Raw genomic sequence first — 23,027 nt, 5'->3', positions numbered from 1 at the left:
GATTTCATAAATAGACAATTTAAATATAAATGAAAGCAGCCTCACACATATGTGAGGCTGCAAGATTTTTTTATAATTGATGTTATAGAAAAATAGTAAATGTCTATTACATTTCATCTATGTTGATGATTTATCGCTTCAGGATGCTCACTTGGCGTGGGATCCTAAGCTTATGTTATTCCTTCAGGCGGCTCGCATCTTTCGTTTAAATCAAACTTCATTAGACCCTACAATTTAAAAATCAGTTTATTCACTTACAATCCGATCTAAAATCGATGTATCAACAAAACCATCAAGGTTTGGATCTACGTCCATAAACTGTAATTCATAGGATGCGGTAGCCCATGCTTGTAGTGCATCTCCATGAGTTTCTGTTGTCACAGCCATACGGTCCCAAGCTTTTTCTAAAACATGTTCAGGCAGACGACTTTGTGTTAAATCAAAAATTAAATCGTTAACTGTCTTTAAAGTATCTTCCGTGTTTTCGTGTGCATAATCCACTGCTCGCTTATGCGCTCTTAGAGCCTGTTCTACTACTTCAGGGTTATTTTCTAAATATTCACTCGTAGTAACGATAACAACACTTGCTAATTCTTCTCCTAAAAACACTTCATTCCATTCTACTACAACATTTGCATTATGTTCTTCTACAAGTAATGTACCCCATGGCTCTGGTGCTGCAGCTGCATCAATCTCACCTTGTTCAAACATTCCAACCATCGTTGCAGGATTAATACGAGATTGGTGCTCAACAGTCCCACCAAGTCGGTTTGATACAAGTCCAATTTCATTAAGCATAATTTCTAATTGTACGTTATGCGTACAACCGTTACCCGGTGTACAAAATGATTTTCCATCAAAGTCTTCAAGATCATAAATACCAGAATCTTCTCTAGAAACAATTAATGTTGCTCCGTTTGCCGCAGCACCAATAACTACTACGTCTCCTCCAGATAAAAAGTAATTAATCGCAGGCCCTGGCCCTACGTATCCTAAATCAATTCCTCCAGTGTCCAATGCATCTATAAAATCATTCCCATTTGGAAAGTTTTGAAAATCTACATTGTAATCTGTAATTTCTTCTGCGAAATAACCTTTTTCTTTTCCGATAATTCCAGCAGCATGATCTAAGTTAGGAAAGTAACCAATTGTAACATCCCCATTTTTATCTCCTGATGCCCCACTATTTCCATTATCACTTTGCCCACATGCAGTTATAAATAATAAAGTAAGAATACTAAACAATAAAACTCGTAATTTTTTCATGTTGCTCCCCCTTAAAAATAATGTTTCATATTACATTTACATTTATGCTTTTGATAGTCCCCAACGGGATAATACACGTTTTTCAATTTTACTGAAGAAGAAATATTCTACAATTAGTCCAATTACGGAAATGATAATCATAATTGATACAACTAAGTCCATATTATAAAAATCTCTTGCATCCATTAATGTTCTTCCTAATCCACCTCTTCCAATTAATTCAGCTGCCATTAATGCGCGCCAACCAAACGCCCATGCTAACCGGGCTCCTGTTAATGCAGACGGTATCGATGCTGGGATCATTACTTTCCATATGACCTCAGTACGGTTATAACCCATCGTTTTTGCAGCTCTAATTAAAATTGGTTGGACATTTTTTATTCCCATTCGAACATTCATTGTCATAGCCCAAGTACCACCAAGTACAACGATAAAAATAATTGCTCCAGTGTTAGCTCCAAAAATAACAAAAGAAATTGGGAGCCATACGATACTCGGAACTGATTGAAGTGCAATGACCAATGTTCCAATTGTTTCATCAGCTAATTTTGAAATACCTATTAAAATACCGAGGCATAGCCCAATCATAACAGCTAAAATAAATCCAATAGAGATTCTTTGCAAACTCTCTATAAGTGCAACTCTTAAAATACCGGTTTCAAAGAATCCAATGTAGAGTTGTTGTACCGCACCAATTGGCGATGGAAATAATGTCGTTGTTCTAAATTCTAATTGTAAATTTAATCTATATATGGTCTCCCAGATTACGATCAGTGCCGTAAAGAAGAGAAGCCTTCTTACTATTGAAGTCATCACCCATTTCCTCCCTCATTACTTTCTCTATCTCTCCACCAAGAATAGACATAATATCCTCTTCTAATTGAGTGAATTCTGGAGAGGACGGAATTCGTGGTCGCGGAAGATCAACAGGATAAATTTTTCTAATACCACCTGGACGTGTTCCCATTAAAACAATTCGATCAGATAACATAATTGCTTCGCGAATATTATGTGTCACAAATATGATCGTTTTTTTCGTTTCTTCCCATATAAATTGTAGCTCTCTATGAAGCATTGATCTCGTCTGTTCATCTAGCGCACCGAACGGTTCATCCATTAATAATATATTTGGGTCCATGGCCAATGCTCTCGCTATCGATACCCGTTGTTTCATCCCTCCTGATAATTCATGAGGGAAAGAATCTATAAACTTGCTTAAATGTACTAACTTTAAGTATTTCTTTGCATGATCTTTTGCCTCTGATTTACTCATTTTTTTTCGCAAAGGAAATGCAACATTGTCTAAAGCAGTAAGCCAAGGCATAAGTGCAGCCTCCTGAAAAACAACGCCCCTGTCAGATCCTGGTCGAGTTACCTTTTTTTCACCCACAAGCACTTCACCTTCAGTTGCTCGATCTAAACCTGCAACAATGTTTAATAATGTTGACTTCCCACAGCCAGAAGGCCCAAGTAAGGAGACAAATTCTCCAGATTCAATGGTTAATGATATATTATCAAACACGGTAAAAGATTGGCCTTTTTCTTTATCATTAAAGGTTTTTTCAACATTTTGGATATGTACTTTTTCCATATCCTTCCCCCCAATTTATGGATATTCTATAATTCTTATAATCTTTATCGGAATTAATATTTTTAGTATATGATGGCAATGCTCACGTGTCAATGAATAAATACCCAAAAATAATCTTTTCATTTAAATTAGTGATACTGATTACTTATTCATGTGTAATTTCTTCCTATATCATTCTTATTTCCACCGATTACTACATAAAATTTTTAAAAAAGACACATGTATATAATGAAGTTTTCAATTTTGTAACACTTTCTTTTATAAATACATTTACCTATCTATGTAGATAAGATAATATATATTTTTGTGTAGAATAATAAAAAAAGGGGTTTAATATATGGATACAGCTCAAATTATTGAACAAATTACGCATTTACAACTACTGAATCAATTTTGGATCATTTTATTATTTCTAATACCTATGGTCTTAATTTCAAGAACGGTAGTTGCTGGCACAAGATATTCACCCATATTAATCATTGTAATTTTTGGATTAGCAATGGGGTACATACTCGTGATGAGTGATGTCGCAACACCTGGTCTACCTGAATTCCCTTTCGTTAATCTAATGGCAAATACCACCATTATCGCATTAACAGTAACTTTTTTTGTGGGTGGACAAGAATTAAGAAAGATACTTGGAAAGAAAGAACTGGAGGAAGACGACTTTGTTGTTCCTTCAAGTGAGGAAACAGTGTTAGGTACAACTAGAACACAGTTCATCTTTATTGTTCGTGCCTTTTTCTTATTACTAGGTATAGAAGGTGTCATGAGAGTAATAACTGGAAATAGTACTGGCACAGTACTTAGTAACTTTTATCCATTAATTGCATATATCGGATTAATTGGTGCTGTCATTTTTATTGATAATAAAGCTAAAATAAAAAACAAACGCTTATACTTACGTAAAGGTATCATCGAGATTGCAACAACTATTGTTATATTACTTCTTTCTTATCATATTGCAGTATTGATCAGACCAATCATTTCTTTACCTCAAATTTTCTTTGCTATGATGATTGGTGCAGCTATCGGTGCAATATTTTATAAGTGGACTTTTGGTCCTACGATACGGGCATTATTATTTGCAGGTATCCCTTTAGTATTAGCAGGAAATTTCATGGTTGGTGGTTCGAGAATTAGTGAAGCTTTTGCAGTAGAAGGTATGAATTCCGTTTTAGCATATGGTTTCTTTGGACAGTTATTTTGGATGTTCGGAGGAATTGCATTACTCATGTTATTTGCTAAAACCGCAAATACGCGAAATTTAGCTCCAGGAATGGCTGGGGCATTATCGCACTCAGGTTTAACTGGTGCTTGTACAGCTGGTGATTTTGGTAATATAGCTGCAAAAAGAGCACCTATTATGATTAACATTCCATTTTTTGGACATGTATTCGTTTTTTCTATTTTAGCAGTCAGTGCAGATAGAGAAGCCTTGTGGATTGTACCATCAGCAATTTTAGTTGCAATTGGTATTGGTTTAACAATTTGGTCATTAAGAACGATGAAAAAGGCAAGTGGCGACGACAGACAAGAAATTAATGCACTTATGCAATTCTCATTTGGCTGGCAAATATGTGCCGTGTTTGGCGGATTAACCTTATTAAGTTTAAGCGCTATGCCGTTTGATTATGGAGCAATGGCACAAGCAAGTGCAATTTCTCACTTCGGTTTATTCGCTGCTATTCAAGAAGGGATGTTTGGATCTGAAGCTGCTCTACTTATTCCATTTATTTTTTCAATGCCATTTTTAGTTCACCCTCTTGTATTTTTCATGTTTGGTAGGGCGATGGAAAACAATGGTGAAATGCCAATAAAACCAGTATATATTCTAGCTATAATTGGTATTCTTGGTGTAGTCGCATCCCTTTTCTTCATATAAATAATGATACTATATTAAATCGAGTAGGAGGGGGTGATTAGCCCCCGACCTCTCACACCACCGTACATACGGGTCCGTATACGGCGGTTCAATAAGTTAAGTGGATTTAGATAATCTTTCAAGATATAAGTTTTCTAAGTTAAGAAGTCCTACATGTTCTAAGATTTTATTGGAAACTGCTAGGTGTAGGATATGGCTTTTTGATATACACCAGTATCCTTTCCTAGTGTTTGCCCATTCCCAAGCTTTCTGCTTGGGGATTTTTAGTTTCATGAGGTTTTTGAATCGAGTTCTGACTCTTTTCCATCTCTTCCACAAGAGTTGTCTTAATCTACGTCGTATCCACTTTTCTATTTGTCTGATATAACCTTTCATAAAACCAATGCCGTAGTAATTTACCCATCCTCTAGTGGTTTGATTTAGTTCCTTTATAATCTCTCGGAACTCTCCAGGTCTCTTCCTTGATGTAAGATACCGGATCTTTTGTTCCAACCTTTTCTTTGATTTTATGTGTGGTCGAAATCCGACTCCGGCTTTAGTTGAGTGTATACAGAAACCTAGAAACTTACGTTTCGTAGGTCTGCCTACTTCACTTTTATCCTTATTTACAGTGAGTTTCAGTTCTTCTTCAAGGAATTTTGTAATACTCTTGAGGACTCTATCTCCAGCCTTACGGCTTTTGACATAGATGTTACAGTCATCGGCATACCTAATAAACTTATGTCCTCGTCTTTCGAGTTCTAAGTCTAGTTGGTGAAGGTAGATGTTACCTAGTATCGGCGATAAGTTGCCTCCCTGAGGTGTTCCAACTTCACTCGGTTCTATTTCTTCATCTATGCTGATTCCACTTCGCAAAAACTTTCTAATGAGGATGAGTACAGTAGGATCATCTATAAATTGTTCGACATGATGCATAAGTTTGTCCTGATTTACAGTGTCAAAATATTGTTTCATATCGATGTCTACTACATATCGAAATCCTTCTTCATAATATTGTTTCGCTTTCCTCATTGCGTCGTGAGCACTACGATTCGGACGGAAGCCGTAACTATTGTCTGAGAATTGAGGATCAATTTTCTTCTCAATAACTTGAAGAATCATTTGTTGGACCAGACGGTCCTTCACCGTGGGAATGCCTAGCTTTCGCTTCCCTCCATCTGGTTTCTTTATCTCAACTCGTTTGACGGGTTGAGGCCGATAGGAACCATCTTTAATGGAAAGGATTAAGTTTCTATCCTCTAGAGCCAGGTAAGGAAGTAATTCATCGACACTCATTCCATCAATTCCAGGTTTACCTTTGTTCTTCTTCACTTTCTTATATGCTCTTTGGAGATTATCTTGATTTATAATCCTTCGGATTATATCCGTAGTCCCACCATCTCTTCTTCTAGTTTCGCCGCGAAGCATACTACACGCTTCCTTCATATTTTCGGATTCCATCCTATCTTCTGATGGATAGCCATCAATTGATGTTGTCTGTGTTCTTTGCATGCCTCACACCTCCTCTAGTTCCAAGATTCCTATTGTTCAGTCCTTCGTCTCTCGACTACTATGACTTCTGCTGACTTCTTACAATTCACGGTGTCATCACTGACATCGTTGTCCCTTTGAGAAATTCCTTCTCTTATCGAGACCCTTGTAAGACCTCCCCGGGTAAGTCTAACCGCTTTCCTCTCGCAAGTACTGAATTTACTGTAGGAGATTCGTGCAGTGTTGGACTTCGTTTTGTATTGCAAACTCATCCATCTCCTGACAGCCTTGTATCCAGTTTCTGTTCGTTACCTCGAGATTTTGCGTCCGGCTTCCTTCAGATTCCACCTCACAGTGGACACCCTTGCCTTTCGCTAACAGTTCCCACTGCCAAGCCTGTAGTGGACTTTCACCACCTAGCTGTTAAACATGCCGGGCGCACAATTAGGAAGAGGCTCACAGCACATGGTGGCCTCTTTTTTTACTATGTTTTCAACAATTTATTACTTAATATGTTAAACGATTGTACATTCGATAGCATGTATTATTTCATAACAAAAAATGATGTTTTAAAAAGTCAGAAAATACTATATTTATTTAATAAAAAATATAGTATAATAATTTTTAATTCGTATTTCGAAATATAAAATATAGGAGTGATTTTTTTGTCTATCGAATTAACAAAAAGAAGTGACGTAAAAACGGAAGAAACTTGGAAAATAGAAGATTTATTCCGTAATGAAACTGAATGGAAGCAAGAACTTGAAAATATTGAAAAATCTATTAGTAGTGTAACTAAATTTAAAGGTACTTTTCAAGATAGTGCTAATAACCTCCTACTTTGTCTTCAAGCTCAAGAAAAATTAACAGAAAGGTTAATTCTTGTTGGTACGTATGCAAATTTAAATATGTCAGTAGATGGGACAGACAATGAAGCGCAAAAAAACTATGCATTAATGAGCAGTGCACTAACGAGAATCAATACTGCGCTTTCTTTCATAGAATCTGAATTGCTATCATTAAGCGATGAAAAAGTAGAAAAATACTTTAAAGAAGAGCCTCGTTTAGAAGCCTACAGAATTCCATTAACTGACATGCTGAAGAAAAAAAACCATTCACTAGGTGCTGAAACGGAAGAAGTATTAGCTTCTTTAGGTGAGGTTCACGGTTCTCCGTACAGAATTTATTCTGTAAGTAAATCGTCAGATATGAAGTTCGATTCGTTTAAAGATAGAAATGGAGATGAAAGGCCATTATCTTTCGCTTTGTTTGAAGACCAATATGAAATCTCTCCTAACACAGATGAAAGAAGAAATGCCTATCAATCTTTCGTTAAAACATTAAAGCAATATGAAAATACTTATGCCACTGTTTATGCTACAGAAGTTAAAAAACAAGTTACAATATCTAAGCTTCGTAACTATTCATCAGTAACAGAAATGCTTTTACAGCCTCAAAAGGTAAGTGAAGAAATGTATGAAAATCAACTAAATATTATTTATAATGAGCTTGCACCACATATGCAGAGATTTGCTCGTTTGAAGAAAAAACAACTTGGCTTAGATGAAATGAAATTTTGTGATCTAAAAGCACCATTAGACCCTGACTTCCAACCTGAAACAACATATGAAAAAGTTTCAGAGCTTATTTTAGAATCTCTTGAAATCATGGGGACAGAATACTATGAGATTATGAAGAAGGGATTAACTGAACGTTGGGTAGACCGTGCTGATAATATCGGTAAAGCAACTGGTGCATTTTGTGCAAGTCCATATGGTTCTCATCCATACATTTTAATGACTTGGAAAGATACAATGCGGGGTGCATTCATACTTACTCATGAGTTAGGACATGCCGGACATTTTTATTTAGCTAACAAAAACCAAAGAATTGCTGACACACGTCCTTCCACTTACTTTGTTGAAGCTCCGTCTACTATGAATGAATTACTACTTGGCAATCATTTATTAAATAAGACCGATGATCCACAAATGAAGCGATGGGTAATATTACAGTTCCTCGGCACTTACTATCATAATTTTGTCACCCATTTACTAGAAGGTGAGTTTCAACGTCGTGTGTATAAACATGCTGAGGATGGAAAACCTCACACAGCAGCGACATTAACAAGCATTAAGAAAGACGTACTTGAAGGATTTTGGGGAGACTCTGTAGTATTAGATGAATATGCTGGCCTAACGTGGATGAGACAGCCACATTACTATATGGGTTTATATCCATATACATATTCTGCTGGCTTAACAGCATCCACTGCTGTTGCGAAAAAAATACAAGAGGAAGGTCAGCCTGTTGTAGATAGATGGTTAGAAGTTTTAAAAGCAGGCGGCACGATGAGTCCTCAAAAATTAATGGAACACGCTGGAGTTGATATGACTAACCCAGACTCCATTCGATTAGCTGTAGATTATGTTGCTTCGCTTATTGATCAACTTGAAGAAAGCTATTCTAAATAAATGACTCACACAACCTGCTCCATTTTCAATGGAGCAGGTTGTTTCATATAGAATGACTAGGGAAAATAACGCAAACCTCGTCATATTAGCTAGAACATGATATAATTTCTTAGACTTTATATGTAGAGGATGAGATTATTAATGATTACTGTTACAAATGTCAGCCTTCGTTTCGGAGATCGAAAGCTTTTTGAAGATGTGAATATAAAATTCACTCCAGGTAATTGCTATGGTTTAATAGGTGCGAATGGGGCGGGGAAGTCCACCTTCCTAAAAATATTATCTGGTGATATAGAAGCGCAAACTGGTGATGTACACCTACAACCAGGTCAACGAATGGCTGTTTTAAAACAGAACCACTTTGAGTACGAAGAAGAAATCGTATTAGACCTTGTTATGATGGGGCATAAGCGACTATACGAGGTAATGAAGGAAAAAGATGCTATTTATATGAAGCCTGATTTCTCAGATGAAGATGGTATGAAAGCTGCTGAGCTTGAAGGTGAATTCGCTGAAATGAATGGATATGAAGCTGAGTCAGATGCTGCAATATTATTAAAGGGACTAGGTATTGATGAAAAGCTACATCAAAAAAAAATGGCGGAGCTTACTGGTAACGAAAAGGTTAAAGTGTTATTAGCACAAGCCCTTTTTGGTAATCCAGATGTATTATTATTGGACGAGCCTACAAACCATTTAGATATCGAAGCAATTCAATGGTTAGAAGAGTTCTTAATAAACTTTGACAACACTGTTATCGTTGTATCCCACGATAGACATTTTCTAAATAAAGTATGTACTCATATAGCAGATTTGGATTTTGGAAAGATTCAAATCTACGTTGGAAACTATGATTTTTGGTATGAATCTAGCCAACTTGCATTAAAAATGGCACAAGAGCAAAACAAGAAAAAAGAGGAAAAAATTAAAGAGCTTCAAGCATTCGTTGCACGTTTTAGTGCCAATGCTTCAAAATCAAAGCAAGCAACCTCTCGAAAAAAACTGCTTGATAAAATAGAGCTAGATGATATTAAACCTTCTTCAAGAAAATATCCTTACGTACATTTTAAACCAAACCGTGAAATTGGTAATGATGTATTGCAAGTAGAGGGATTAACAAAAACGATCGATGGAGTAAAAGTGTTAGATAACGTCAGCTTTGTTTTAAATAAGGAAGATAAAGTGGCGCTTGTAGGTACGAAAGAAATAGCAAAAACAACACTTCTCAAAATCTTATCTGGAGAAATGGAACCAGATAGTGGATCATACAAATGGGGAATCACTACATCTCAAGCGTACTTTCCTAAAGATAACGCAAAATATTTTGAAGGAGTAAATGTAGACTTAGTTGATTGGTTACGTCAATATTCTCCAGAAGACCAAACAGAAACCTTTTTACGTGGATTTTTAGGTCGCATGCTCTTCTCTGGTGAAGAAGCGAAGAAAAAAGCGAATGTTCTTTCAGGAGGAGAAAAGGTACGTTGTATGCTTTCAAAAATGATGTTAAGTGGTGCTAACGTGTTAATGCTTGACGACCCAACTAACCATTTAGATTTAGAATCCATTACAGCTCTTAATAATGGCTTAATCAACTTTAAAGGTGCCATGCTTTTTACATCACATGACCATCAATTTAATCAGTCAATCGCAAACCGGATCATAGAAATAAAAGATACTGGTGTGTTTGACAAAGAAGTTACTTATGATGAATATATTGAATTAAAAACAAATGCATAAATGAAGAAGAGGTTGATTCAAAGGTGTAAATTCGACTTTTGAGTCAACCTCTTTGTTAAAAGCAATTGGATTTGGAATTTATAGTACTAGTGAGTTATCTTCTCGCAAGTACGAACGGCGGAAATATTCCCATGCTAAAATATTTTATTATAAAAAAAAGATGTGCTTAAGAGTAATTAACTCATCATAGCACATCCTTATTATTAATTCATAAAACTATACAGCATCAATCTGATTTATTAGCTGTAGCTTCCCCGCTTCGTTTCTAGTTACTTCCACAATTGACTTTACAGCATCTAAGTTCAAGTGCCCATAAATATGTGGAAACATCTCCCCTGATTCGGTTAAATCTTCATAAACAACTAAGCTTTCTAACTCCTGAGAATTAATTTTTAATAAGATTAATTGAGCCTCTTTCGGAAACAAAGAGTCACCAATTCTTATTATTTGCTCCCATGTAGAACAATGAATAAACCCTTCATTGTCCAGAGAGCTCGGCCAATACATATCATTTTGTATCGCCTTCTCCCATTCTTGCTTTTCTAGTAAATGATATATCACTATATGACTCCCCCTCAACAAAACATCATTAACACTTTGATTATATAGTTTTTAATGTGACATTTGTGTGAAAATGATTCATTATTACATATTAATCATTAAGTTGTTACGATTTTGTGAACACAAGGAGGAGCACTTGAAGCTTATGGAACACCTTACTGATTCATATATGTCGATAATCACTACAACATCTCAATAGTAACGCTGCTACCACGCCCACTAGCTTCTGAAGGAGTTACAATTAATTTTCTAGGAAGTCGCTCACGTAATTCTGGAACATGACTAATAACGCCAACAGATAATTGATCTGTTTGAAGTCTTTCTAAAGCACTAATAACAGTCTCTAATAGTTCTTGGTCTAGTGTTCCAAATCCTTCATCTAAAAAGAAAAATTCTAGTGGATGCTCTCCTTTTAATTGAATAGAGGTTGATAAAGATAATGCTAATGCTAAAGATGTTAAAAATGTTTCTCCACCTGAAAGCGTTGAAACAGGTCGCTTCACACCACCGTTTGCATCGTCACGAATGATAAATCCACCATTTGAATCTACCTCAATAGCATAACGACCTCTAGTAAGCTCATATAGCTTTTCTGTTGCTAGACGACTAACTTGAACGAGCTGTTCTTCTGCAATATATTCAACAAAAGCTTTCCCTCTAAATACATGTTCGAGCTTTATAAGCTGAGTGTACTGTGTTTCAATTGATTTCTTCTTCTCTTCAAGTTCCTCGTACCTTGCAACACGCTGCTTAATATCTCGAAAGGAGGCTTCTATTCCACCTTGTTTTGAATAAAGCATATCCAATTCATTTTTACATTTCTTTCTAGAAGCAACGGTGCTTTCATAATCAGCCACTCTTATTGAATGGTCACCGAGCTCTTTTTTATAGTGCTCGAGCTTGATTGTAAGGTTATTCATTTCATTATTAAACTTCTCTATTTTTGCTAGTAAAATGTTCATTTCATCTTTGGAAAGCTTTGCGTTTTTTACTTCCTCAATTGTTTGAAAACTTGTAAGAAGTATTTGGTCTTGCCAAACCTGTTTTGAACGATTAAAACGTTCTTGAGCATGGCGTAGTGATTCCTTTATAATTGACACACTTTCTCTTAACTTTCTTAAGGAACCTTCACTTTCCTTCCAATCTTTTTCTGCATCATTAAACGTATTATAAAGGTTATTTAAACTTTCTTTCCATTCATTTATCATTTGATGGACATCATTATGACCTATAATATCAACAATTCGTTGTTTTTTGTTCGATACGAATAGTTGCTTCTCATTTAGTTCTGCTTTCAATGATGAATGGATAACTAACTGATCATTTAGTTGTTGTGTTAAATTTTCTAATTCAGATTGTTTTCCTTGTATGAAAGGTACACTTTTTTCTATTCGTTCTCGGTAAAGTGCTGCTCTCTCTTCTTTTTGTTGAACTTCCTGAAATTCTACATCGACGTTTTTCAAATCGTAAGGAGAAAATGCTTTTGTCCAATTCTGGACTTCATCATTATACTTCTTTACAATATTAATAACTTTTTTCTCGACTTCATTTTTACGTTCTTCTATTACATTTAGCTTGGAAAGCATATCCTTGTATTGCTCATGTATACGTTGATGTTCCTTCAAATCTCCTTCCATTTTTTTAACTAAATGTCTAATTGCTAATCTTTCCTTAGGTAATATGAGCTTATTCTTTTCCCAAACATTTATATAGTCATGAAAGTTTTTATCATGATTATGAGAAATTACTTTCATATGTTCAACATCATTTTCTTCCGTTGTCGCAACTTCTTCACTTGTAACAATATGCTTTAAACTCGTAGAAAAACTATCAATCTCCCATTTTACACGTTCTAATTCTCTTTTTTCGGTTTCAAGTTCATCGATCATATTTAGTAGCTTTGCTTCTTGATCATCTATCTCATTGTCGCCATTTACTTCATTATCAATCTTAAATGATCCCTGGTGATTCACAGATCCACAGACGATACATGGTATTCCATCTTTTAGTTCTTTTTTTAATTTATTGGCGATTACATGAAGGTTTTCGTGTTCAATCTCTTTTTTATATGTTGTTAATCGTCTCATAGCAGCATGTAATTCACGCTCTTCTTCTGATATACGTTCATACCACTTGTAAAGCTTTTGAAAATCATTTGATACTTGTGATTCTTTTTCCTTTAATGCACTCTTTACCTTTAGTAAATCATTTTTACTTCCTATTTGTTTTTCTTTTAGCGAATCAAACTCTTCTTCTATCTCTTTTACTCGTTCACTTAATTGATCTATCGTTTGTTTTTGTTGAACAGCGTTATATATGTGACGCTTTGTTTCATTTGACACTTCTAAGTGCTTTAGTTCTCCCTTTAGTTCCTGTTGTTTTTGTTCATATTTCTTTTTATCATCTTGCACTTGATTCTTTTCTACTTCTAATTTATCTCTTTCATCTGCAATTTTTTGAAGGTTACTTTTCATTTCATTTAATTTCGTCGCTTCTATTTGAAGCTCTTCTTGTTCCTTCTTGATGCGTTCAAGCTCTTCTAATTTCAAGCGTATTGGCGCTTCATTTTCTTCTTTATTCCTTCTTGAAATTAAATAATGTTGTTCAGCAGCAGTAGCTTTTTCTGTAAGCACTGTTAGCTCTTTTTCCTGTTGCTTTAGTTTTTTTTCTAACAAATCAACTTCTTCAGAACTTATTTGTAACTCTTTTAAATATGGAGATAATATATTTGCCTCACTTGCTTTCTTTACTTTACTTTCATCGTGTTTCATTTCTTGTTCTTTTTCGTTCAGCTCTTTTAACCGATACTCTGTTTGCATTATTTCTTGCTGCAGATGAATAATTTTTTTTTCTTTTTCTTCTTGTTGTTCGAGTATAACCAACTTTTCTTTCGTTTCTTTAATTTTATCTACATTTACTTTTAATTCTGTTTCTAATTCCATGAGTGCTTCCTGCGAAGCATTACCTAATCCTATTTGTTCCTTTTCTATTAGCTCTCTTTCGTGCTTTGAATCCATAAGTCGACTCTTTAACTTCCTTTGGAGGTCATCTCCATACTTCTCTAGATGGAAAAGCCGTTGCAGCATCTGCCTTCTATCTTGTCCTTTCAAAGACAAAAACTCGGAAAATTTCCCTTGAGGAAGTACAACTGCTCTAGTGAAATCATCAATAGATAACCCTAGTAGATCTTCAATCTGTCGGTTAACATCACCTGTTTTATCTGCTAAAACAACCCGTTCAGACGTTGTGTCAATGAAACGACAAGTGGATGAGCGAACTGTAATATCTCCCGATCTTTTGAAGGTTCTTTCCACTTCATATGATTTTGTTCGTTTCCCATGCCCTAGTTGAAAAGAAAAGGAGACAAACAGTGTATCTTCTGCATGATTTAATATTCCTTGTGTATTATTAGCAGCCCGTTCTACTTTGCCGTACAAAGCAAGTGTCATGGCATCTAGTAGCGAAGATTTCCCACTGCCAGTCGGACCAAAAATTCCAAAGATCCCCCCCTCACAAAGGGTACGAAAATCGACTGTCTGTTTTTCTCTAAAACTATGCAAGCCTTTCAATGATAATGTTAATGGCTTCATTTACTATCACCCTCTTCATTTACAAGCTCTAAAAATAGTGAAATGAGCTCCTTTTCTGGAATAGCTCCACCTGTTTGACGGGAATAAAAGTTTTCGAACAATTCCTGAATAGGCATGTGCTTCATAGAAGGTTGATTTACTAAATGCATCGATTCTGGAAAAACTGGCCGGATATTGATTAAACCAGGGTATTCTTTCTTCATTTGATGAATTTGCTCCATCGACGGAGCGTTTTCCAAGTGCACCTCTAAATCAATCCAAGCATTACGATCTCTGCCTTCATCCATCCAATTAAATACTTGCTCTAAGCCTTTTGTTGCATTCCATCGAACTAAAGGTTTTCCAGAGCTTAAAGGGATCTCTTCAATAACCGGATCTTCTCCAGCGATTATGTCGACAATTGTTACAGACTTCGTGTATCCAGTTTCTGAAAAGCTAAATGCAAGAGGTGACCCTGAATATCTTGCTATCTTTGGCGATCTTTTTATATTTTGTGGGCGATGCAAATGGCCAAGGGCAGTATATTGCACATTACTCGGCAAATGAGTTGCTCGTATCGTGTAAGCACCGCCAACCTCAATTGGCCGCTCTGATTCTGTACTATTACCACCTGCAACAAATAAATGACTCATAGCTACATTCACTTCTGTTGGTGAGAATTCCTTCGTTAATTGCTCGAAAATATAGTGAATTCTTTCGTCATACGCTTCTCTAAGTGCAAGCTCATCTCCTTCGATTACAAAGCTTTCTTTCAACCTTGATTCTGAAGGATATGGCAAGGCAGCAATGTTAAAATATTCTCCTGAACGTGCGATTGGAATTTTTAAGCTTTTAGGTGTTGGGTACCCCAGTATTGTTACTCCCTGTTTTTTTATTAACGTTCTTGCAGCTTGAAGCCGATCGGGATGATCATGATTTCCTGCTATGACTATTATTGGAAGCTGCCCGTCATCGGAAAGACGGGCAACACTTTCATAAAAAAGCTCTTCTCCCATTGCAGGGGGATTTACAGAATCAAAAACGTCTCCAGCCATTAAAATAGCATCCACTTTTTCACGGACAACAATATCATATAATTCGTCGAAAAATTGGGCATGCTCCCCTATTCTATCTCGTCCTTCAAGGGTTCTTCCGATATGCCAATCGGCTGTATGCAATAGCCTCACTTTACAATTCGCCCCCTTTCATCGTTAATAAGTAACCACCGTCAAAAAAATACAAATGAGCCTCGTCAACCGGTTTATTCCAACTCATTTCGACAGCTTGTATATAAAGTTTCATTTGCGTGTTATACCGCTCTTTTAACGTAGCATATGCCTCCTGAAAGCCCCCACTAAATCTATTTTCAATTGCATCGGTTTTATAATCAAGTAACACAACACCGAGTTCATCTTTGAATACACAATCAATCACACCTTGAATGAGAACTGTTTCTTCTTCAGAATCTCCCCAATCTGTATATGCATTTGAGGCATCAATACCGATACTAAAGGGGATTTCTCGCTCAACCCATTCCGCATTTATTAGCCTCTTACCAATAGGTGACTCAAAAAATAATAGTACCTCTTCAATATTTACTGCATTGGCTTGTTCTTTTGTTAGAAGTTCATTTTCTACCATATAAAACAGATGTTTGTTTATGTCGTCTTCACTAGGTATTTGCGATAAAGAAATATGCTGCATGACTGCGTGTATTACCGTACCTCTTTCGGCTGAAGATAGTGCTTCCTTCTGTAAAAATTTAGGTCGATCTGCATACTTCGATTGAAAACCATCACTATAGAAACTGCCACTATACTCATCTTTATACTGCTGTCTCTTTAAATCACTTACCGTTTGCTTTGATTGAAAAACGGCCGCACTGTTATATCGATAACGCCATTCAAGTCGATTAATAATATCGTTAATTTCACTTGATTGTATAGGCACTTTTTCAAAATTAGCAATTAAACTTTTCATTCCTGTATCAGAAATAATCTTTTCTTCAGTTGAAAACTTTAGATCTTCTTGTTCAATAATAGAAACGAACCATTTCGAAGGATCAGCATGTACTTCTTCCATGCTATTTGATTGCTCTTCTCCAAACAATGAACGCTGAACAGCGTGATGTCTTAAAACAGCTGGTCCTATCCAATCTAAATACGAATTCCCTTTTTGACGATCAACAGCAGGAAGAAGCCACTCCTTTTCATTCATAAATTCTTTCCATTTGTGCAGTGACTTTTCTGCCTCATTAACTGTCCCAATTAAGTAGAGCTTTTCTTTCGCTCTCGTTAACGCAACGTAAAGTACCCTCATTTCTTCAGCAAGTGATTCTAAGTGCATTCTTTTTTTTATAGCAAGCTGAGGTAAAGAAGGATATGCAACTCTTAGCTTTGGATCAATATACTTTGAACCAAACCCTAAATCTTTATGAAGTAAATAAGAGCCCCGGAGGTCTTGCATGTTAAATTTTTTATTCGCTCCTGCTACAAATACAATTGGGAATTCAAGGCCTTTACTTTTATGAATTGTCATAATTCTAACAACATCTTCTTGCTCACCTAATGCTCTAGCAGCTCCTAAATCATCGCCTCTTTCTTGCATTCTTTCTACGAAATGTAAAAATCGAAATAGTCCACGAAAAGAAGTTGCTTCGTACGCACGAGCTCTATCATATAATGCTCGCAAATTTGCTTGACGCTGTTTTCCTCCAGGCATCCCACCTACGTAGTCATAATAACCTGTTTCACGATACAACTCCCATATGAGATCAGAAAGTGCCCCTGAGCGTGCTTTAGTGCGCCATCTTTCTAAGTGAAGCAGAAAATGTCTTGCTTTTTCCGATATTTCTTTTTCAGGTGATTGTTCCGCTGTTTTCTTAATTGCATCGTAATACGCACCATCCCGTTCCATAATACGAACGTGAGCTAGCTGTTGCTCATTAAACTGATAAATAGGTGATCGCAATACAGATGCAACCGCTACATCTTGATAAGGGTTATCAATGACCTTCAATAACGACATCATTACGCGAACCTCTACAGCATCAAAGTATCCAGTAGATAAATCAGCGTATATAGGGATTCCTTCCTGTTTACATTCATCCATCATCGTCGCAGCCCATGGCATGGAACGCATGAGAATAACAATATCTCGATACGTAACAGGCCTTGTAGCTTTTAAATTTTTATCATATACTGGGTACTTTTCCTTAATAAGCCTTTTTATTTCTTTAATGATAAAGCGTGTTTCCATTTGCGACGTTTCCAAATCTTCCTCTAGTGTTACTTGTGTATCGCCAGGATCTTCTACTGTTATTGGCTTTCCTTTGTTAATAATAGCAACTTCTGTTTCCAATCCGTCTTGGTCCAAATAATCTTCATTTCCTAAACGAAGCTCAGCATCAGAGTCATAATTAATTTCTCCGACGGTTTCATCCATCATTTGACGAAACAAATAATTAGTAGCGTCAAGAATTTCACATCTACTTCGGAAATTTTTCGCTAAATCAATACGCCAACCTTCACAATCTCCTTCTTTTTTATATTCCTTATATTTATTTAAAAACAGTGTTGGCTCTGCTAGACGGAATCGATATATACTTTGTTTTACATCTCCAACCATAAAACGATTATTCCCTTTAGAGAGTAATGATACAATCGTTTCTTGTACTAGATTCGTATCTTGATATTCATCAATAAGTACTTCTACAAAATGATCTTGAAACTCGCTAGCTGCTCGCGTCGGTGACCATTGACCATCTTCACTCTCATCAGCTAAAATAGCTAGGCAAAAATGTTCAAGGTCATTGAAGTCTAATACGGCATTTTCTTTTTTCGCTTCTAAATAGCGCTCAGAAAAGGCCTTTATTAATCTAGCAATCGTCTTAACTGAAGGCGCCATTTCCTTCAATTCCTCCAAAAAGCTATCTGGTTCTTTAGTGAATAACTCGTTTTTTATAGCTTCCACTTGTTTTTTCGCTTGATCCCTTAATGATTTTGCTCTTTCCTTCAGTTCTTCATCGACTAGATCCTTTTTTGTTATTCGCTTGATTGTTTTAAAACTTCCCGATTGAAACCGAGCATATAACTGCTCCCAAGTAGAAGCCCGGATTAAACTATCGATATACAAAATGTCTTCCTCAAAAGTCTCACTATATTTAGCTGGTCCGTTTGGTTCACGAGTTAAGTCCATCGCTTTTTCGATCCAGTATAAAGCTCCTTGCAACTGTAACTTAACATCTTGCATTAATTCTTTAGTCCAAGGAAGTTCTTCTATCGTTGAAGTATTTTCAAGGTTATAAGTATTTACTAGTTCATCGAGCCATGCGTTTGGATCTGGATGTGACCTTGAGAAATCATACAATTTCCTAATTAATTGTCGCAATGGTTCATCACTTCGATCACCGCTATATGAATCAACAACATGGAAAAATTCATGATTATTTTCGTTTCCGTATTCTTCCTCAAATAATTCTTCAAGAATTTCTTCTCTAATTAACTCACCTTCTGTAGTGTCAAGAAGCCTAAAGCTAGGATCTATATCGACTACATAATAAAATTGACGAACCACTTTCATACAAAAAGAATGTAACGTAGATATGTTTGCCCGATTTAATAACGTTAACTGTCTTCTTAAGTGTAACGATGTAGGATCATCCTTTAATTGCTTTTCAATAGCGTCACCAATGCGATGCCTCATTTCAGCAGCAGCAGCATTAGTAAACGTAACGATCAATAATTGATCTACATCTACATTATGATTCACAATTTTCCTAATAATCCTTTCTACTAAAACAGCCGTTTTTCCACTTCCAGCTGCCGCTGCAACTAATATGTTGTTGCCCGATGCATCTATTGCTTTCCATTGATCGTCTGTCCAGTATGCACCTTTTGGTTTAGGGCTAATTTTCATCTTCCTCGCCCTCCCCTTCTTCACTCATTTTTAATAACACTTCTTCATCTTTTAATTTAGAAATACGATGATAGTCATTTGTCTCAATCGTTGGATCAAACTGACATAATGATGAAAAAGCACAATACGTGCATGCTACTTTTTGTTTATTTTTAATTGGTGTAATTCCAATTTCGCCTTCAGTAATTGCTTGTCCAATTTGTTGCACTTTTTTCCGTAAAAACCCTTTTAAGTTTTCATATTGATCATCATGAATAACGGAGGAGTTTTTAGAAAAATCTCCGTCATTTTTTAGCTGTGCGGGAATGATATTAGATTTCTTAGTTTCTATCATGTTTTCATCCATTAGTTGCGCAACCTCAGTATTTGCACTTATAAGACCCTTCATCTTAAACTGCTTAAAAAGTTCTGTTTCAATCTGCTCTATTGTCATCTTTTCCTTTGCTTGAATAATCGGGTTGTGCACATGGAAATAAAGTACTCCAGCAGGTGAAGCTTTTGCTCCAAGCCACCTTTCAGAAAAAGTAATAACAACATCTAAATAAATGAGTAATTGAAGAGATAGACCATAATACACTTCACTTAGTTCAATATTTTTTGCACTAGACTTATAATCTATTATACGAAGGTAAAGCCCATCTCTCCCTTCTGCCATATCAACCCTGTCAATTCTTCCTACCAATTCCATCGTAGTACCATTCTGAAGTTGAAATTGTAATGGAGGAAGATCTTGATTTTCTCCAAAGGCTACCTCTAAACCAATTGGTGAAAATCCTGAAGACCTGGATTGCTCTGCCAAAACATGCGATGCTCTCGCAACGACCTCTTCAAGTTTTTGTTTAATATAATGATATTTATTCGAACTTAATAATATTTCTCTTTGAATTTTCGGTGCTAATTCCTCTACTATTTTTTTTGCTAAAGTAGAACACTCTTCTTTAGATAATTGTGAAAAATCTTTCCCATTGCGCCTTAAATAATCAGCCATTTCCTTCAAAGCTGCATGGAATAACGTTCCTACATCTGGTGCTTCGAGCTTATAGGTTTCTCTTTCTTTTAGTCGAAGACCGTAGTTTGCGAATTGTGCAAAGGCACAAGATTGATATTGCTCCATTCTTGAAACACTGGTTACTAAATGATCCCCATACAATTCTTTACTAGTATGCTTAGAAAGCTGTTGTGCTTTATTTTTATAAAATAAACTATGGAGTACTTGCTTTACTTTAAAATTCCAATTTTCATTTGCTACGTACCAATTATATACATCCCACCAAAAGCTAGGGATGCTATATCCCTTTTTCCAAGACTGTAGTACAAAAGTTAAATAAGACAGTGTTTTATCGGACCCATTAATAAAAAAGAACTGCTCCTCATCTGTCATATCTGTAGGTTCATGAAACCACAATTCCTCTTCTAAAGATGGGAAAAAATCTTTAATTCTTTTTAATACGATTGATGGCTGTAAGCTTTTCCCTTCTTCATCTGCTAAAGGATACGTAAAATACAGTAACTCGGATGCTGTCGATTGCGCCAAATACATGAGGAATGTTTCATTAAGCAACTGTCGTGTACTACTCGGAGCTAAATTTATCCCTGCTTGAGCTAACGTATCCCGTTCTTCTTCAGTAACGATACTGCCTTCATCTGGTTTAGCAGGGATTATTCCGTCATTAACACCTAAAATAAAAGCACAACGTATATTAGATAAACGAGAGTGCTCCATATCCGCTACAATAACCTGGTCAATAGCAGGTGGAATAATCGCAAATTTCATAGATTCTACACCTGTATCGATCATTTTTTTATACAATTCGGATGATACGTCCTCATCCCCTGCCATCTCTACCATTTGATCCAGTAGTTCAACAATTGCAGACCATACTTGATCATGTTCCTTAGCACGTTGTAACTCCTCTGACGCGACGGAGTCATTTCGCATTCTTTCAATTTTCTCAGGAATTTGGCACATCACTAAATAATGATAAATAGTTTCACATTTTTCCGTGACAGTTTTAGAAGCTTTCATCTGTTTTTGAAGCCAAATCAACGGTTTAGTAAGTTCATTTCGTAATTGATTAATTTCTTGTTCAAACTCATCTTCAGCTGTCGTTCTTTTTCTCTCCCCATCAGCTGATGTTTTCACGCGACGATACGACCATGGCTTCTTATCGTACCAGCGTACCCCTTTAATTCCGTAGGAAAGTACATAATTTTCTAATTGATCGACACGTTCTCTCATCTCACTAACATGTGATTCAAGCGGAAATAACATGTCAGTTTTAAGGCATCTGAAAACTGCTTCGTATCTCCAATTCCCGTAGATGACTTCTAATGAAGAGCGAATAAACTCAATGACAGGATGATTTAACATCGAACGCTTTTGGTCCATAAAAAGAGGTATCCCATAATCTTCAAAGACTGTTTGTAGTAAATCTGTATAATCAGTAATATTTCTTAGTATCAACACTATTTCTTGAAAGCGATAAGACTTATCTCTCACTAAATGGAGAATTTCACGAGCGATCCCTTCCACTTCACTCCGTCTATGAACAGCACTAATGACTCGAATCCCGTCATTCGTTTCGTAGACTGGAGAAGGGCGTATCTCATAGTTCTTTTCTAAATGTGCAATTGCTTTAGACTTGAAGCGTAAGGACATTTGTAAAATGAACGGTCGGTTCACTTCCAAATTGTGTTCGCGACAAACATTTTGAATCGTTTGATATGACTTAGCTGTTTCAAAAAATAGATCTAGTTCATTTAATACTTCAGCAGTATCGTAGTGTCTATCTAATGTAAATGAAAATGTAGTATGTGTACAATGTAGCATTAATTCTTGAATGACAAGCATTTCTAAAGGAGTGAAACTATGAAATCCATCTATGAAAATGTGTGATTGCTTTAAATAGTTAGAATGGGCTACTTTCTCTGATAATAAATGTAAGTAATCTTCAGCCCCGACATACTCATCCTTAAAGTGTTTACCTAGATTGTTATAAACAATTCCTATATCGTGTAGTTTTTCCTGTAAAATTTGCTCACTCGGACGTTTATTTTCTCGCTGCTCCAAAGCTTCATACTGTTCCGTGAGCGTATCCGCTGAAACATCATAACGTTTTAACTCCGTTATCATCTGCTCTAGCTGGTCTATAAAACCGTTTGTATCAGAAGCTTTACTAAATACTTTAAAGCTTTTTTTCTCGGTTTCGACAATTTTTCTTATCAGCATTTGCACACCTGTTTTCTGAATGTGCTGCTTCGTGATTCCTCCTAATTCTTGTAAAACCCTAAGTGCTAGCCTTGAAAAACTGAGAACTTGAATTCTCGTCATGCCTCTTTGTTTTGATTGTACGAGTTGCATCTCCGATTGAAATGTCATTTGGTCTGGTACGAGATATATTATCGTTGCCCCTTGTGGATCTTTAATTGCATCGTCAATCATGTTATTTAACATGTACGTTGTTTTGCCAGTGCCTGTCCGACCTAGTATAAATGAAATAGACAAAGTGCCTCACCTCTTATCACTAATATAATGATTTCATTCTTTAATCTCTCTC

12 protein-coding genes are annotated in these 23,027 nt (G+C 36.1%); 3 read left to right on the top strand and 9 right to left on the bottom strand.

The features are described 5' to 3' along the window. Positions 1-246 precede the first annotated feature (246 nt). The 3 genes from BCELL_RS09885 to BCELL_RS09875 are packed head-to-tail and all read right to left on the bottom strand — an operon-like array spanning position 247 to position 2,857. Entirely contained in the window at positions 247-1,266 is a 1,020-nt protein-coding gene (locus tag BCELL_RS09885; RefSeq protein WP_013488573.1) for an aliphatic sulfonate ABC transporter substrate-binding protein, read from the bottom strand. A 42-nt stretch (positions 1,267-1,308) separates the two neighbouring features. Further along, a complete protein-coding gene (locus BCELL_RS09880; protein WP_013488572.1) occupies positions 1,309-2,079 on the bottom strand; it encodes an ABC transporter permease in 771 nt (256 codons plus the stop codon). After that, a complete protein-coding gene (locus BCELL_RS09875) occupies positions 2,012-2,857 on the bottom strand; it encodes an ABC transporter ATP-binding protein (RefSeq protein WP_013488571.1) in 846 nt (281 codons plus the stop codon). Before BCELL_RS09875 ends, BCELL_RS09880 begins: the two co-directional genes overlap by 68 nt. A 337-nt stretch (positions 2,858-3,194) precedes the next feature. On the opposite strand from BCELL_RS09875, the gene BCELL_RS09870 reads away from it, so the two are divergent. Beyond that, positions 3,195-4,742, top strand: coding sequence for a hypothetical protein (locus BCELL_RS09870; RefSeq protein ID WP_013488570.1), 1,548 nt, complete (start codon positions 3,195-3,197; stop codon positions 4,740-4,742). A gap of 96 nt (positions 4,743-4,838) precedes the next feature. On the opposite strand, the gene ltrA is transcribed toward BCELL_RS09870, so the two are convergent. Beyond that, positions 4,839-6,233: a group II intron reverse transcriptase/maturase gene (ltrA, locus tag BCELL_RS09865; protein WP_013488569.1), complete on the bottom strand. Its 1,395-nt coding sequence runs from the start codon at positions 6,231-6,233 to the stop codon at positions 4,839-4,841. Positions 6,234-6,868: 635 nt separating this feature from the next. Here ltrA and pepF point away from each other — a divergent pair. Together pepF and BCELL_RS09850 are read left to right on the top strand one after the other, a co-directional pair. Beyond that, complete coding sequence (gene pepF, locus BCELL_RS09855; RefSeq protein WP_041808206.1) at positions 6,869-8,686, top strand: oligoendopeptidase F; 1,818 nt, start codon at positions 6,869-6,871, stop codon at positions 8,684-8,686. A gap of 141 nt (positions 8,687-8,827) precedes the next feature. After that, positions 8,828-10,423 carry an ABC-F family ATP-binding cassette domain-containing protein gene (locus tag BCELL_RS09850; protein WP_013488567.1) on the top strand — a complete coding sequence of 532 codons (1,596 nt, stop codon included), beginning with the start codon at positions 8,828-8,830 and terminating at the stop codon, positions 10,421-10,423. Positions 10,424-10,639: 216 nt separating this feature from the next. On the opposite strand, the gene BCELL_RS09845 is transcribed toward BCELL_RS09850, so the two are convergent. From BCELL_RS09845 to addB, 5 genes are all read right to left on the bottom strand, one after another. Continuing rightward, entirely contained in the window at positions 10,640-10,984 is a 345-nt protein-coding gene (locus BCELL_RS09845; RefSeq protein ID WP_013488566.1) for a DUF952 domain-containing protein, read from the bottom strand. Positions 10,985-11,166: 182 nt separating this feature from the next. Then, positions 11,167-14,574, bottom strand: a complete 3,408-nt coding sequence (locus BCELL_RS09840; protein WP_013488565.1) for an AAA family ATPase — start codon at positions 14,572-14,574, stop codon at positions 11,167-11,169. Then, a complete protein-coding gene (locus BCELL_RS09835) occupies positions 14,571-15,740 on the bottom strand; it encodes an exonuclease SbcCD subunit D (RefSeq protein WP_013488564.1) in 1,170 nt (389 codons plus the stop codon). The genes BCELL_RS09840 and BCELL_RS09835 overlap by 4 nt, the downstream gene beginning before the upstream one ends. A 1-nt stretch (position 15,741) precedes the next feature. After that, positions 15,742-19,470, bottom strand: a complete 3,729-nt coding sequence (gene addA, locus BCELL_RS09830; RefSeq protein ID WP_013488563.1) for a helicase-exonuclease AddAB subunit AddA — start codon at positions 19,468-19,470, stop codon at positions 15,742-15,744. Next, positions 19,460-22,975, bottom strand: a complete 3,516-nt coding sequence (addB, locus tag BCELL_RS09825; protein ID WP_013488562.1) for a helicase-exonuclease AddAB subunit AddB — start codon at positions 22,973-22,975, stop codon at positions 19,460-19,462. The genes addA and addB overlap by 11 nt, the downstream gene beginning before the upstream one ends. Positions 22,976-23,027: the final 52 nt, after the last annotated feature.

It is taken from the genome of Evansella cellulosilytica DSM 2522 (assembly GCF_000177235.2).
Classification (GTDB): domain Bacteria; phylum Bacillota; class Bacilli; order Bacillales; family Salisediminibacteriaceae; genus Evansella; species Evansella cellulosilytica.
Note: the sequence above shows the minus strand (reverse complement) of the source record. Positions and strands in the feature narration are given on the sequence as shown.

Excerpts from the sequence above, each read along its gene's own strand:
- BCELL_RS09850 (WP_013488567.1), top strand. The coding sequence starts at position 8,828 with ATGATTACTGTTACAAATGTCAGCCTTCGTTTCGGAGATCGAAAGCTT.
- BCELL_RS09870 (WP_013488570.1), top strand. The coding sequence starts at position 3,195 with ATGGATACAGCTCAAATTATTGAACAAATTACGCATTTACAACTACTG.
- ltrA (WP_013488569.1), bottom strand. The coding sequence starts at position 6,233 with ATGCAAAGAACACAGACAACATCAATTGATGGCTATCCATCAGAAGAT.
- BCELL_RS09880 (WP_013488572.1), bottom strand. The coding sequence starts at position 2,079 with ATGACTTCAATAGTAAGAAGGCTTCTCTTCTTTACGGCACTGATCGTA.
- BCELL_RS09875 (WP_013488571.1), bottom strand. The coding sequence starts at position 2,857 with ATGGAAAAAGTACATATCCAAAATGTTGAAAAAACCTTTAATGATAAA.
- BCELL_RS09885 (WP_013488573.1), bottom strand. The coding sequence starts at position 1,266 with ATGAAAAAATTACGAGTTTTATTGTTTAGTATTCTTACTTTATTATTT.
- BCELL_RS09840 (WP_013488565.1), bottom strand. The coding sequence starts at position 14,574 with ATGAAGCCATTAACATTATCATTGAAAGGCTTGCATAGTTTTAGAGAA.
- addA (WP_013488563.1), bottom strand. The coding sequence starts at position 19,470 with ATGAAAATTAGCCCTAAACCAAAAGGTGCATACTGGACAGACGATCAA.